Annotated in this window: 14 protein-coding genes; 9 read left to right on the top strand and 5 right to left on the bottom strand. The window is 71.3% G+C overall.

Features of this window, described 5'->3' with window-relative positions; genetic code table 11:
• Window positions 1-423: 423 nt before the first annotated feature.
• From P696_RS0110595 to P696_RS0110585, 3 genes are all read left to right on the top strand, one after another.
• Window positions 424-855: a YbaB/EbfC family nucleoid-associated protein gene (locus tag P696_RS0110595; RefSeq protein WP_026412323.1), complete on the top strand. Its 432-nt coding sequence runs from the start codon at window positions 424-426 to the stop codon at window positions 853-855.
• Window positions 856-993: 138 nt separating this feature from the next.
• The gene (recR, locus tag P696_RS0110590; RefSeq protein ID WP_026412322.1) at window positions 994-1,593 is read left to right on the top strand and encodes a recombination mediator RecR; all 600 of its coding nucleotides are present in this window, start codon (window positions 994-996) and stop codon (window positions 1,591-1,593) included.
• Window positions 1,586-2,134, top strand: coding sequence for a DUF5063 domain-containing protein (locus P696_RS0110585; RefSeq protein WP_026412321.1), 549 nt, complete (start codon window positions 1,586-1,588; stop codon window positions 2,132-2,134). Before recR ends, P696_RS0110585 begins: the two co-directional genes overlap by 8 nt.
• A 126-nt stretch (window positions 2,135-2,260) precedes the next feature.
• Here P696_RS0110585 and P696_RS0110580 read toward each other — a convergent pair whose 3' ends face one another.
• Window positions 2,261-3,334 (bottom strand): TolB-like translocation protein, encoded by a 1,074-nt coding sequence (locus P696_RS0110580; RefSeq protein WP_026412320.1) that lies wholly within the window; start codon window positions 3,332-3,334, stop codon window positions 2,261-2,263.
• Entirely contained in the window at window positions 3,321-3,866 is a 546-nt protein-coding gene (locus P696_RS0110575) for a SigE family RNA polymerase sigma factor (protein ID WP_084337295.1), read from the bottom strand. Before P696_RS0110575 ends, P696_RS0110580 begins: the two co-directional genes overlap by 14 nt.
• A 171-nt stretch (window positions 3,867-4,037) precedes the next feature.
• Here P696_RS0110575 and wrbA point away from each other — a divergent pair, with 171 nt between their 5' ends.
• Complete coding sequence (wrbA, locus tag P696_RS0110570) at window positions 4,038-4,637, top strand: NAD(P)H:quinone oxidoreductase (protein WP_342669010.1); 600 nt, start codon at window positions 4,038-4,040, stop codon at window positions 4,635-4,637.
• Between the two features lie 201 nt (window positions 4,638-4,838).
• Here the strand turns inward: wrbA and P696_RS0110565 are convergent, their stop codons facing one another.
• Entirely contained in the window at window positions 4,839-5,180 is a 342-nt protein-coding gene (locus P696_RS0110565; RefSeq protein ID WP_026412317.1) for a DUF5713 family protein, read from the bottom strand.
• Between the two features lie 162 nt (window positions 5,181-5,342).
• On the opposite strand from P696_RS0110565, the gene P696_RS44610 reads away from it, so the two are divergent.
• The 5 genes from P696_RS44610 to P696_RS0110540 all read left to right on the top strand — a co-directional run bounded on the left by P696_RS44610 (window position 5,343) and on the right by P696_RS0110540 (window position 10,063).
• The gene (locus P696_RS44610) at window positions 5,343-5,780 is read left to right on the top strand and encodes a hypothetical protein (protein ID WP_211245689.1); all 438 of its coding nucleotides are present in this window, start codon (window positions 5,343-5,345) and stop codon (window positions 5,778-5,780) included.
• Between the two features lie 166 nt (window positions 5,781-5,946).
• The gene (locus tag P696_RS0110555; RefSeq protein ID WP_026412316.1) at window positions 5,947-6,543 is read left to right on the top strand and encodes a class I SAM-dependent methyltransferase; all 597 of its coding nucleotides are present in this window, start codon (window positions 5,947-5,949) and stop codon (window positions 6,541-6,543) included.
• Window positions 6,544-6,666: 123 nt separating this feature from the next.
• Window positions 6,667-7,941: an aspartate kinase gene (locus P696_RS0110550; protein WP_026412315.1), complete on the top strand. Its 1,275-nt coding sequence runs from the start codon at window positions 6,667-6,669 to the stop codon at window positions 7,939-7,941.
• A 132-nt stretch (window positions 7,942-8,073) separates the two neighbouring features.
• On the top strand, window positions 8,074-9,273 hold the full coding sequence (locus P696_RS0110545; protein ID WP_084337211.1) for an FAD-dependent monooxygenase: 1,200 nt from the start codon (window positions 8,074-8,076) through the stop codon (window positions 9,271-9,273).
• Between the two features lie 118 nt (window positions 9,274-9,391).
• Window positions 9,392-10,063: a TetR/AcrR family transcriptional regulator gene (locus P696_RS0110540; RefSeq protein WP_034484113.1), complete on the top strand. Its 672-nt coding sequence runs from the start codon at window positions 9,392-9,394 to the stop codon at window positions 10,061-10,063.
• Between the two features lie 28 nt (window positions 10,064-10,091).
• Here the strand turns inward: P696_RS0110540 and P696_RS54175 are convergent, their stop codons facing one another.
• Window positions 10,092-10,838 carry a hypothetical protein gene (locus P696_RS54175; protein ID WP_051467283.1) on the bottom strand — a complete coding sequence of 249 codons (747 nt, stop codon included), beginning with the start codon at window positions 10,836-10,838 and terminating at the stop codon, window positions 10,092-10,094.
• Between the two features lie 224 nt (window positions 10,839-11,062).
• A complete protein-coding gene (locus P696_RS0110530) occupies window positions 11,063-12,823 on the bottom strand; it encodes a S9 family peptidase (protein ID WP_026412312.1) in 1,761 nt (586 codons plus the stop codon).
• Window positions 12,824-12,830: the final 7 nt, after the last annotated feature.

Here is a 12,830-nt window from a genome sequence, read left to right as displayed (position 1 = left end):
CGACGTCAGCGCTTCGCCGATTGTGCTTTGTTGTCCGTGCCTTCGCCGCCTCGGCCGCGGCGGCGAAGGCGGATCAGGCGAGGACGTGCCAGGTGGGGACGAGCGGGCGCGACGCGCGGCGCGACGGCCAACGCGGTCGCCCTCGGCGTTCCCTGTTGTGCTCTGGTGGTACGTCCCGAAGGTGCCGGGACGGTGAGGGCGGCGGACGCCCGGAGCGCGGGGGAGAAGTCCGTCCTGTCGGGCGTTCGGGACGGTGTGCTCCGTGGAACGATCGGACGCGGCGCCCGATCCGAGGCGCCGGGGCGGTGAATACCGCATCCGGTTTCAAACCCGTAGTCTCAGGTAGACAAACGTCCGGTGCCGGGCGGACGGGCCGGACACGGTCCGCGTCCGGTTGAGGGATGCGACGGAACGGAGCTCACCGTGGAACCCGGTGGATTCAACATCCAGGACCTGTTGCAGCAGGCACAGCGCATGCAGCAGCAGCTTCTGGACGCCCAGCAGGAACTCGCCGACGCCGAGGTCACCGGCACGGCGGGCGGCGGGCTGGTCACGGCCACGGTGAACGGCCAGGGCGAGGTCACCGGCCTCACCATCGACCCGAAGGCGATCGACACCGACGACCCGGTCGACACCGCGGAGACCGTCGCCGACCTGGTCCTCGCCGCGATCCGGGACGCCGGGCGCGCCGCCCAGGAGCTCCAGCAGGAGACGATGAGCCCGCTCACCGAGGGACTGCCCGGCGGCATCCCCGGCCTGGGAGACATGGGTGGCGAAGGCGGCTTCCCCGGCCTCCCGGGCTTCCCCGGCGCCGGTGGAATCGGCGGACCCCAGAAGCCGGGAACGTCCGACTAGACCGTTCGTCCCCTCCCCCCGAGCACGCACGAGCCCGGACCCGGACCCAGACGCCAGAAGAACGCCACCACCCTCCGCGTGGGCGGACAGCCCGCCCACCACCCCCCCCAGCCACCCTGACCAGGAAGGATGCGACCGTTGTACGAAGGGGTCGTCCAGAACCTCATCGACGAACTGGGCCGTCTGCCCGGCGTCGGCCCCAAGAGCGCGCAGCGGATCGCCTTCCACCTCCTGGCCGCGGACCCCGCCGACGTCGAGCGCCTCGGTCGGGCGCTCAAGGAGGTCAAGGACAAGGTCCGCTTCTGCAGGACGTGCGGCAACGTCGCCGAGGAGGAGGAGTGCCGCATCTGCCGTGACCCGCGTCGCGACCCGCAGGTGATCTGCGTGGTCGAGGAGTCCAAGGACGTGGTCGCGATCGAGAAGACCCGCGAGTTCCGCGGCCGGTACCACGTGCTCGGCGGGGCGATCAGCCCCATCGAGGGCGTCGGCCCCGAGGACCTGCGGATCCGCGAACTGATGCAGCGGCTCGCGGACGGGACGGTGACGGAGCTGATCCTGGCGACCGACCCCAACCTGGAGGGGGAGGCCACCGCAACCTACCTCGCGCGGCTCGTGAAGCCCATGGGCCTCACCGTCACCCGCCTCGCCAGCGGCCTTCCGGTGGGCGGCGACCTGGAGTACGCGGACGAGGTCACGTTGGGCCGCGCATTCGAAGGACGGAGGCTGCTCGATGTCTGACGCAAACAGCCCGCAGGACTGGAACACCCTGGCCGAGCGCGTGGCCTGCCACGTGGAGAACTACCTGAGCGGGCTGGAGGCCGTCGCGCGCGGCGAGGCCGGGTCCCACACCGTGCCGATGCTGCTGCTGGAGGTGTCCCAGGTCATCCTGGCGGGCGCCCAGCTCGGCGCGAGCGCGGACGTGATCCTGCCGGACAACTGGGAGCCCGAGGTCGGCGACGACCCGGACCTCGACCAGGTCCGCCAGGGCCTCGGCGAACGGCTCCACGACCTCGACGAGTACGTCGAGGTCTTCGACCCCTACAAGGACACCGAGCCCACCGCGTACCGCCTGTCGGACGACCTGGTCGACGTCGCCAGCGATCTCGTCCACGGCCTGCGCCACTACCAGCAGGGACGTCCGCTGGAGGCGCTCTGGTGGTGGCAGTACTCCTACTTCAACCACTGGGGCAACCACGCCGGAGCCGCCCTCCGCGCCCTGCACGCGGTCGTCGCGAACGCCCGCCTGGACGTGTCCGAAGAGGCCCCGGCGGCCGTCTGAACAACAGCGCTTCGGAACCTGCGGCGCTTCGGAACGGCGGTGCCTTTGAACTGCGCCGCTTCTGAACGGCGGTGCCGGGTCGGCGGACTGTTCAGGGCCCGCCGACCCGGGGGCGCCGGGCGCGGGTTACCAGGCGGCGTCGGTGTAGTCGGTCGCCGAGGACACCCAGGAGAACGCGCCGTCGTCGACGCGTCCGAGGCGTCCGTCGATGATCTGCAGGAAGTGCCGGCCGGTCGGGTCCGGCTTCACGAAGAACGAGTCGGTGGGCAGCCGGGCCGTCCAGCCGGTCGGCTGACCGGTGGCCGCGGAGAGCCGGACGAGCCGGTAGTCGGCGTCGTCCCCGGGGCCGTGTTTGGCGCCCTGAACCTGGGCGGTCAGCGTGCGGCCGTCCGGGTCGACGACGAAGACGTTGATCAGCGCGTCGTCCGGCATCGTGGCGCTCCGCAGGACGCGCGGGGTGAGCTGGTCCTGGCCCGTGTCGAGCAGGTACAGCGCGGGTCGGCCGTCCTCGCCCTCGGCGATGTAGCCGAGTGTCCGGTTGTCCGGCGCCCAGGTCGCGCTGGACGCGGGAAGGGCGCGGCCGACCTCCTCCATGTCGTGCTGGGCGCCGGTGCGGACGTCGATGACGACGATCCCGGACCGTCCGCCGTTCGCGCCGACGAGGGCGAGCTTGGAGCCGTCCCGGCTGGCCGCGAAGCGCTCCGGCTTCCCGAGGCCGGAGTCCATCCGAACGGGGTCGTCCGTCCTCACCTTCTCGGGACCCGACGGCGTGCCGTTCGCCCCGAGGGTGACGCGGTAGAAGGTGTAGGACGACTTCCCCGACGCCGACGCGGACGCGAGGAAGAACACGCGTCCGTCACCCGTCGCGGCGACGGCCTCGTAGCGCTCCCCGCCGATCCGCGCGATGGGACGTCCGGCGCCGTCCTCGACGAGGGCGCGGCCGTTGCGGATCGCGAGCACATGGTCGGGCGCGCCCGAGAGGATCCGCGAACCGGCGGCCGGACGAGGCGACATCCTCCCGGCCACCAGCGACGTGCCGACCAGGATGAGCCCGAGCACCCCGGCCACGACGATCGGCACGCCCCAGAGCCGCCGCCTCCTCCTCGGGGACGGGACGGTGAGCGGCGTGAGGGATCCTGGCCGGATGGTCTCGGCGGCGCCCTGGAAGGCGTCGCGGAGGCGGTCTTCAGTCCTGGTCATGCTTCTCCCCGAGACGCGTGGCGAGCGTGGCGAGCGCCCGCGCGGTGGTGGACCTGACGGTGCTGCCGCGAATCCCCATGACCTCGGCGATCTCGGATTCGCCCAGGTCCAGGTAGTAACGCAGCACCAGGACCTCGCGCTGACGGCGCGGGAGGCCCTGTAAGGCGAGGAACACCTCGCGGCGCTCCTCGCCGAGGATCGCGGCCGACTCGGCCGACCACACGGGAGGCTCGTGCACGCGTGCGAGGGAGAACGCGAGCTTTCGCCTCCGCAGGACGCTCCGGCACCGGTTCACCACCGAGGCCCGGATGTAGGGCAGCATCCGGTCCGGGTCGCGGAGCCGTCCGATCCGGCGGTGCGCCTCGACGAAGGCGTCCTGGACCACGTCCTCGGCCGTCGCCCGGTCACCGACGATCATCAGGGCCGTCCGCGCCAGCCCGAGCTGGTGTTCGCGGAACAGCCTCACCAGCTCGGCCACCGGCGCGTCGTCCGCGCGTTCACGCTCGTGCGTGCTTGATCGGGGAGGACGCATCGCTCCCACCATGTCGCTTTCCACGCCACTTACACGCCCGGCGCCCCGGATCCGCTGCTTCCGCGCCCAAGGAAAATCGCCGCGGGACGCGGGCTCGCCTCACAAAGCGGTGGGGCGCGTCGTCGTGAGGGGAGAACCGCGAAGCGAGGGAAGGACACGATCTTGGACGCCGTGAACGTCGCGATCATCTACTACAGCGCCACGGGCAACCTGCACGCCCTGGCCGAGGCCGCCGCCGAGGGCGCGGAGAAGGCGGGCGCGAACGTCCGGCTGCGCAAGATCGCCGAAACGGCCCCGCCGGAGGTGATCGACACGCGTCCGGAGTGGGCCGAGCACGTCCGGAACACGGCGGACGTCCCGGAGGCCGTTCTCGACGACCTGGCCTGGGCGGACGCCGTGCTGTTCGGCTCCCCGACCCGCTTCGGCAACCCGCACAGCGCGCTGCGGGCCTTCATGGAATCCGCCGGGCCGCTCTGGTTCCAGGGCAAGCTCGCGGACAAGGTCTACTCGGCGTTCACCGCGTCCAACACCGCGCACGGCGGGCAGGAGTCCACGCTCCTGGCGCTGGCGAACACCTTCTACCACTGGGGCGGCATCATCGTGCCGCCCGGCTACACCGACCCCGTCCAGTTCAAGACGGGCAACCCGTACGGGACGTCCCACGTGGCAGGCACCGGAGCGCCCAACGAGGACACCCTCCAAGCAGCCCGCCACCAGGCCGGACGCGTCGTCCAAACCACCGCCGCGCTCAAAGCCGGACGCGCCGCCTGACCTTCACGGACGGCCCGACCCGTGCGCCGCACCCGATCCGGCGCGCACAGGTCGGGCCGTCCACAGCTCGACCTGCCCGTGCAGGTTGAGCTGTGCGCGCAGGTCGAACGGTGTGCGCAGGGCGAGATGTGCACGTTGGGTGATCCGCGCGTGTGAGACGAGGTGCGCGGGCCTGGCATCCGCCGGGTGCCGGGGCGGGGGTTACCAGTCGCGTTCGGCGACTAGTTCTTCGTGGTCGGCGTCCTCGAAGCCGTAGGACTGGGCCACGAAGTAGAAGTCCGCCGCGATGGCCTCCCGGGCGACGGTCTCGATCTCGCTGTCGGCCTCGAAGAACTCGTCCTGGAGGTCGTTGAACAGCTTGGTCGCGGTGTTCGTCAGGACGTACAGGGCGGCGAGGTCGGCCGGAGGGTCGGCCTCGATGCGGGCGCACAGCCGCCGCAGGATCGCCTGCCCCCTCGCGACCAGGTGTTCCGGGTAGTAGCCGTCGCCGACCATCCCGTCCAGGAACGTGTGCCCGACCACCTGAGCATTGGTGATTCTCACGGGCGCGATACTGCCGGACGCCACCGACAGAACGGCGGAGCAGCCCGGCGACCGTGACATTTGTACTGCCGAGGACCGGAGGGATGTTCCTGCCGCCGGACGGGCCCGCCGCGACAGGATTCAGGTGTCGGCAGGACGCGGACACGGACCCTGGAGAAGGACATGAGCGAGACCCTCGGACAGAACGACATCAAGCCCCTTCCGATCTGGTTCTTCGCCTTCGAGGGGTCGATGGGGGCGGTCTACGACCTGCTCAAGGCGTGGGACGGCGCCTGGATGGTGCTCGCGGCGCTCGGTGCGGTCAACATGGTCGTCGGGCTGACCGTCCTGCGGCGGCGCAAGAGGCTCATCAAGGCGATGCTCAAGAACGGCCGGACGCGGAAGATCTTCTTCGCGCTGATCGGGCTCCGCCTCGGGGTGCACGTCGTGCTCGGCGCGGTCGGCGCGCAGGTCACGAGCGCGCCGTTGCACCTGGCGCTCGGTCTCACGATGGCGGCGGTCACCATGGCGCTGCTCTGGTTCGACCAGCGCGTCACCTTCCGGGCCCTCGGCCTCACCGGGACCACCCCCAGGATCGCGTCCGTCCAGGCAGCGGCCTGACGCCCCGACGAGTCCGGCGGACTCGACGGTGTGACGGCTTCGGGGGGTGTGACGGGTCTGACAGCGTGGGGCCTTGGCGGCTCGGCGAGTGGTGGTTCGTGAAGATCGACTCTGGGTGTGGCAGCCTCGGGGGCGGCAGCGGCGGGACGGTGCGGGAGGCGGGCACGTGAGGGGCGATGAGCGGTGGAACCACAACATCCACTACCACCCGCGCATCCTCGGGGCAGTGCCCGAGGGGGCGCGGACGGCGCTTGACGTGGGTTGTGGCGAGGGGATGCTGGCCCGCGCTCTCCACCGGACGATCCCGGAGGTCACGGGCATCGATCTTGACGAGTCCGGCATCGAGCGGGCCCGCGGGCAGTCGCCTGGCATCGACTACGTCGTCGGGGACTTTCTTGATCATCCCTTCGAGGCCGCGTCGTTCGACGTCGTCGCGTCCGTGGCGACCCTGCACCACGTGGACGCCGCCGCCGGGCTGGCCCGGATGCGGGAGCTGGTCCGTCCGGGAGGGGTGCTGGCCGTGGTCGGTCTCGCCCGGGAGGAGATGCCCCGGGACCTGCCGCTCGGCCTGGCCGCCGTGGTGGCCGGGTACGCGCACCGGGCGCGGAAGGGGTACTGGGAGCATCCGTCCCCGACCGTGTGGCCGCCGCCGGTCACCTACCGGGAGATGCGGGATCTGGCCGCCGCGACGCTGCCCGGATCCGAGTACCGGAGGCACCTCCTGTGGCGCTACAGCATCGTCTGGCGGCGGCCGTCCGAGTGACCGGTGTCTCGTATTGTGGACGCTTCGTCTCATGCTGACGGTTACCTGGTCGTAATGACACCCCCCGGCCTCGGTAGACTCTCGTCGGCAAGCCCCTGACCCCGAACCCGAGGAGCGCTGCCCGTGGCCCTTGTCGTGCAGAAGTACGGTGGCTCCTCCGTCGCCGATGCCGAGCGCATCAAGGCGGTGGCCCAGCGGATCGTGGCGACCCGGAAGGCGGGCAACGACGTCGTCGTCGTGGTGTCCGCGATGGGTGACACGACCGACGACCTGATCGACAAGGCGAAGCAGGTGTCCCCGCTGCCCCCCGGGCGCGAGCTGGACATGCTGCTCACCGCCGGCGAGCGCATCTCGATGGCGCTGCTCGCCATGGCGATCTCCAACCTGGGCCACGAGGCCCGCTCGTTCACCGGCTCCCAGGCCGGCGTGATCACCGACGGCTCGCACGGCAGGGCGAAGATCATCGACGTCACGCCGGGCCGGATCCAGACCGCCCTGGCCGAGGGCTCGATCTGCATCGTCGCCGGGTTCCAGGGCGTGTCCCAGGGCACCAAGGACATCACCACGCTCGGCCGCGGCGGCTCGGACACGACGGCCGTCGCGCTCGCCGCGGCGCTCGACGCCGACGTCTGCGAGATCTACACCGACGTGGACGGCGTGTTCACCGCCGACCCGCGGATCGTCCCGGCGGCGCAGCGCATCCCGCGCATCTCCTACGAGGAGATGCTGGAGATGGCCGCGTCCGGGGCCAAGATCCTGCACCTGCGCTGCGTGGAGTACGCGCGCCGTTACAACATGCCGATCCACGTCCGGTCCTCCTTCTCCACGAAGGTGGGGACCTGGGTCGTCGACAGCAGCGAGATCGAAGGGCACGAGATGGAGCAGGCGATCATCTCCGGCGTCGCGCACGACCGGAGCGAGGCCAAGATCACCGTGGTGGGGGTGCCGGACAAGGTCGGCGAGGCCGCCTCGATCTTCTCGGCGCTGTCCGAGGCCGAGATCAACATCGACATGATCGTGCAGAACGTGTCCGCGGCGTCCACCGGGCGCACCGACATCTCGTTCACGCTGCCGGTGACCGACGGGCAGGCCGCCCTGACCTCGCTGAACAAGCTGAAGGACCGGATCGGCTTCGAGTCGCTGCGGTTCGACGACCGGATCGGCAAGGTCTCGCTGATCGGCGCGGGCATGCGCTCGCACCCGGGCGTCACCGCCAAGTTCTTCGGCGCGATCGCCGACGCGGGCGTCAACATCGAGATGATCTCCACCTCGGAGATCCGGATCTCGGTCGTGGTCGCGCAGGACGACGTGGACACCGCCGTCGCCGAGGCGCACCGCGCGTTCGACCTCGACACCGAGCAGGTCGAGGCCGTCGTCTACGGTGGCACCGGCCGCTGACCAGGTGAAACGCGAAGGGCCGTCCGGCTGACCGGACGGCCCTTCGCGCTGTCAGCCGGTGGTGCGCGGACGGTCAGCGCGTCCGGCGAGTCTCTGTGTCATCGCAAGGAACGACGACACAGGGAGCACGTCATGAAGGTTCTGATCTCGGGTGCGAGCATCGCCGGTCCGTCCCTCGCCTTCTGGCTGGCCCGGTACGGGCACGAGGTGACCGTGGTGGAGCGGGCGCCCGGCATCCGCCCCGGCGGGCAGGCGGTCGACTTCCGCGGCCACGTCCACATGGACGTCCTGACGAGGATGGGGATCCTGGACGAGATCCGGGCGCACCAGACCGGGAACGGGCCGCTGCACCTGATCGACGGGCGTGGCGACGACCTGGTCACGCTGCCCGAGTCGTTCACCGGCGGGCAGGTCGAGATCCAGCGCGGCGACCTGGCCCGGATCCTGTACGACCGGACGAAGGATGCCGCCCGGTACGTGTTCGACGACTCGATCACGTCCCTCCAGGAGACCGCGGACGGCGTGTACGCGACCTTCGAGCGGAGCGCGCCCGAGTGGTTCGACCTGGTCGTCGGCGCGGACGGCCTGCACTCCAACGTCCGGCGGCTGACCTTCGGCGACGAGGCACAGTTCGTCCAGGACTCCGGGTACAACGTGGCGATCTTCAACGCGCCGAACCGGCTGCGGCTCGAGCGCGACGCCCTTCTCTACAGCGAGCCCGGACGCGGCCTGTCGGTCTACCCGCTGGACGGCGGGACGTCCGCGAACGTGATGTGCGTGTACGCCGCGGGTGAGGGCGCGAACGTCGACCGGCACGACCACGAGGGGCAGAAGCGGCTGGTCGCGGAGCGGTTCGCCGGGATGGGCTGGCGCGCGGACGAGGTCCTCGCCGACCTGCGGAGCGCGCCGTACTTCTACCACGACTCGGTCGGCATCGTCCGGATGAAGTCCTGGACGAAGGGCCGGATCGCGCTGCTCGGGGACGCCGGATACGGCGCGACCTGCGGCGGCATGGGCACCGGGCTCGCGGTCGTCTGCGCCTATGTTCTCGCGGGCGAGCTGGCCGCGGCGGGCGGCGACCACCGGGCCGCGTTCCCCGCCTACGAGGCGGCGATCCGGAAGCTCACCAAGGCGTGCCAGCAGGTCGCCGGGGGCGTCGGGCCGTTCTTCGCGCCGAAGACCGCGCGCAGCCTGCGCCGCCGCACCCGGATCTACAAGGTGCTCACCGCCGGTCCGCTGCTGCGGCTGCTGGACAAGCTGACCACGAAGGCCGCGACGTCCATCGAGCTCAGGGAGTACCCGGCGGCGGCCGGTGTCCCCGCCCACGCGTGAGTCGCGGTTGTCGGTCATGGACGGGAATCCGGCGGGGCCGGGGTGGGCACCGCCACGCCCCGGCCCCCAAATTCGCCCTTCGGGGAACGGTCAGGTTCCTCCGCTGGCCTTTAGGGTGATGGACGTGACCGAGACCAGAGCCGTCAGGTCCGAGACGCGGACACAGATCGTCCAGACCGCGCTCCGCCTCTTCCGGGAGCGCGGATACGAGGCGACGACCATGCGCGCCATCGCCAAGGAGGCGGGGGTCGCGGTCGGGAACGCCTACTACTACTTCGGCTCCAAGGAAGAGCTGCTCCAGGCGTACTACGACCAGCTGCAGGACGAGCACGAGGAGGCCTGCCGTGCCGTCCTCGCCCGCGAGCGCGACTTCGCCTCCCGGCTGCGCGGCGTTCTACGCGCCCGCGTGGACACGATGGTCCCGTACCACGAGTTCGCCGGGAAGTTCTTCAAGTTCGCCGCCGAGCCCGACAGCCCGCTCAACCCGTTCAGCTCCGAGTCCGGGTCCGCCCGGCACGCCGCCGTCGCGCTGTACCGCGAGGTGGTGGACGGCTCGAACCTGAAGATCGACGACGACTTCCGCGCCGAGCTGCCCGAGCTGCTGTGGCTGTACTCGATGGGCGTCGTCCTCTATTGGGTGCACGACTCCTCCGACGGCTGCCGCAAGACCTACCTGCTCGTGGACCGGACGGTCCCGCTGGTGAACAAGATGGTCTCGATGTCCCGGCTGCCCGGATTCAAGTCCGTGACCCGCGACCTGGTCGGGATTATCCGCGACGTCCGCGCCTGACGGGCCCCTGGCGTCGGGGAGGTCGGCGTCACGGCATGAGGATGTCCCAGTGGCTCGCCTCGCGGGCGAAGACGTCGCCGTCGCCGGAGCGGTAGAGCTCCGCGTTGTCCCCGCGCAGCCCGATGTGCCGGAAATGGCCTGGGATGAAGCGGTCCAGGCACGCGTTCGGCATCACGTCGATCTTGTGGCCGGTGCCGTGGCTGAGCCGTCCCCGCGCGTGGCCGCGCTCGGTGCCTCCGGAGACCGTGAGCGGGCAGCCGCTGAGCCGCCCGAAGGCGAACAGGTCGTCCAGGGAGCCGTGCAGCAGCCCCTGGAAGGACGTGCAGGACGGGTTCTCGCGGTCGCTGCAGTTCCCGCTGGACCGCCAGCGGATGTGGTGGGCGAACAGCATCGATTCGGCCGTCGACTGCGTGAGCCGGATCCCGCGCACGGCGCGCGCCATGCGGACCGTGAGGTCCGACAGGCGTTTGGGCAGGTCACCCAGGGCGAACGGGGCCGACGTCTGCCGCCCCTCCGGCCTTTGCGCCGAGTCGCGCGCTGACCCCCGCCTCCAGGACCGTGCCGAGTCGCGAGCCCGGCCGTGCTCCTGGGAACGGGTCCAGGCGCGGGCCCAGGTGCGGGCGGCGGCGTGGGGTTTTCGCGGGTTCGTCCTGCCGTCCGACGCCATCGCGCGGGGCGCCAAGGGCGGCTGCTGCGGCCATGACGACACGGGCGCGGCCACCGCCGCGATCGGCAGGGCGGCCGTGGCCAGCCCGCGGATGATCCGCTTTCTCACCAGGTCCTCCCGGCTTGCTGGTGACCGCCGGGGGGACGGCGCTTCGGGCGTCGTGCGGCATTCGGGCGGAACGATTCCCGGGCCGCCCGTCCGCCAAACAAGATCGTTGCGCGCGCACAGGTCGGCCCGCCCGGGCCGGGTGCCGGAGCATGGTGTCCGGTATGCCGAAAACGCCGGTTCCTGTGGGGTTTTCGGCGCGGGCCGGGCGGGCCGCGAGTGATGTGTTAGAGATTCTTCAGGGCGAAGCCGATCTCCGTTTCCATCTGCTTGATCCGCTCCTCGACGACCAGCGAGCCGTGCCCGGCGTCGTACCGGTACACCTCGTGCGGACGGTCGAGTTCGGCGAGCCTTCCGAGGTAGTTGTCGATCTGCCGGATCGGGCAGCGCGGGTCGTTCTCCCCGGCCAGGACGAGCACCGGCGCGCGCACCCGCTCGACGTAGGTGATCGGGGAGGACTCGCGGTACCTGTCCGGAACCTCGTCGGGCGAGCCGCCGAACAGCGACCGGTCGAACGACTGGAGCGCCTCCATCTCGTCCTCGTACGCGGCGACGTAGTCGGCGACCGGGACGGCCGCGACCGCCACCGACCAGTCGTCCGGCTGCGTCCCGATGCCGAGCAGGGTGAGGAAACCGCCCCACGACCCGCCGGTCAGGACGAGGCGCTCCGGGTCGGCGAGCCCGGACGCGACGGCCCAGTCGCGGACGGCCTTGACGTCCTCCAGCTCGGTGAGCCCGACGCGCCCCTCGATGGCGTCCCGCCAGGCCGAGCCGTAACCGGTGGAGCCCCGGTAGTTGACCCTGACGACCGCGAACCCGTGGTCGACCCACGCGGCGACGGTCGGGACGAACGAGTCGTCGTCCTGCGCGGTCGGCCCGCCATGGACGTCGAACACGGTCGGGAACGGGCCCTCGCCCTCCGCCGGACGGCTGACCAGCGCGTGGATCCGGCCACCGGGACCGTCCACCCACGCGTCCTCGACCGGCACCGACGGCGGCGCGGCCGGGCCCTCGGGCGTCAGCACGACCTCGCCCGACGTCGACCGGATCACCTGCGGCTCGGCCGCCGACGACCAGGCGAACTCGACCGTGCCGTCCGGACGGGCCGCGGCGGCGCCGATCGACCCGCGCGGCGTGTCGATCGGGGTCAGCCCCCGGGACGACAGGTCGTACCGGTACAGCTCGTCGCGGGCCTCGTGCGAGTGCGTGACCAGCAGGGCCGTCCCGTCCGGGAACCAGACGGCGTCGATCTCGCCGGGCAGGTCGAAGGTGATCTCGCGCTGCTCGCCGACGACGGGGTCCCAGATGAGGATCTCGTCGCGACCGCGGCGCTCGTGGTTGACCAGCAGCCGCGTGTCGCCCGGGACCGGCGCGAACCCGACCGTGTACACGCCCTTGCCGGGGCCGTCCCACAGCTCGCCGACGGTCGAGCCGTCCTCGGTGCGGACGACGCGGATCGCCATGTGGCGGCTGTCGCCGTGCTCGCTGTGCCCGATCGCGGTGAGCGACTCGTCCCGGGACAGGGCTCCGACGTGCGCGTCCTCGGCGTGCTCGTACAGTGCGCCGAGGACGCCGTCACGGTACCTGTGGACCGTGCTGCCGCGCTCTCCGGACCGTCCGACCAGCACCGTGCCGCGGCTGCCGAGCGCCAGCCCGGACGGGTACGACGCGTCCAGCCCGGGGACGGCGACCTCGGCGTCCCCCTCACCGTCGAACGGGCTGCGCTTCCACACGCCGAACTCGTCGCCGTCGGTGTCGTCGAACCACCACACCCACCGGCCGGACGGGTCGACGTCGCCCATCCACGTGCCGTTCGTCCGGTCGGTGACCTGACGCCGCTCACCGGTCTCCCGGTCCCAGACGTAGATCTCCCACGTACCGGTCGCGTTCGACCGGTACGTGCTCCGATGCGGCGCGTCACGCGCCCACCTGGGAAGACTCACCCGCGCGGCACGGAACCGCGCCTTCCAGCGCTCCTCGTCGACCATTCCCCCA

The sequence above is a fragment of the Actinomadura oligospora ATCC 43269 genome (genome assembly GCF_000518265.1).
GTDB lineage: Bacteria > Actinomycetota > Actinomycetes > Streptosporangiales > Streptosporangiaceae > Spirillospora > Spirillospora oligospora.
This window is presented reverse-complemented; position numbering and strand designations above follow the sequence as displayed.

What these genes read in the sequence shown, in the direction of transcription:
- P696_RS0110585 (WP_026412321.1), top strand. Translation starts at nt 1,586, where the DNA reads ATGTCTGACGCAAACAGCCCGCAGGACTGGAACACCCTGGCCGAGCGC.
- P696_RS0110580 (WP_026412320.1), bottom strand. Translation starts at nt 3,334, where the DNA reads ATGACCAGGACTGAAGACCGCCTCCGCGACGCCTTCCAGGGCGCCGCC.
- P696_RS0110575 (WP_084337295.1), bottom strand. Translation starts at nt 3,866, where the DNA reads ATGCGTCCTCCCCGATCAAGCACGCACGAGCGTGAACGCGCGGACGAC.
- P696_RS44610 (WP_211245689.1), top strand. Translation starts at nt 5,343, where the DNA reads ATGAGCGAGACCCTCGGACAGAACGACATCAAGCCCCTTCCGATCTGG.
- P696_RS0110545 (WP_084337211.1), top strand. Translation starts at nt 8,074, where the DNA reads ATGAAGGTTCTGATCTCGGGTGCGAGCATCGCCGGTCCGTCCCTCGCC.
- P696_RS0110540 (WP_034484113.1), top strand. Translation starts at nt 9,392, where the DNA reads ATGGACGTGACCGAGACCAGAGCCGTCAGGTCCGAGACGCGGACACAG.
- P696_RS0110530 (WP_026412312.1), bottom strand. Translation starts at nt 12,823, where the DNA reads ATGGTCGACGAGGAGCGCTGGAAGGCGCGGTTCCGTGCCGCGCGGGTG.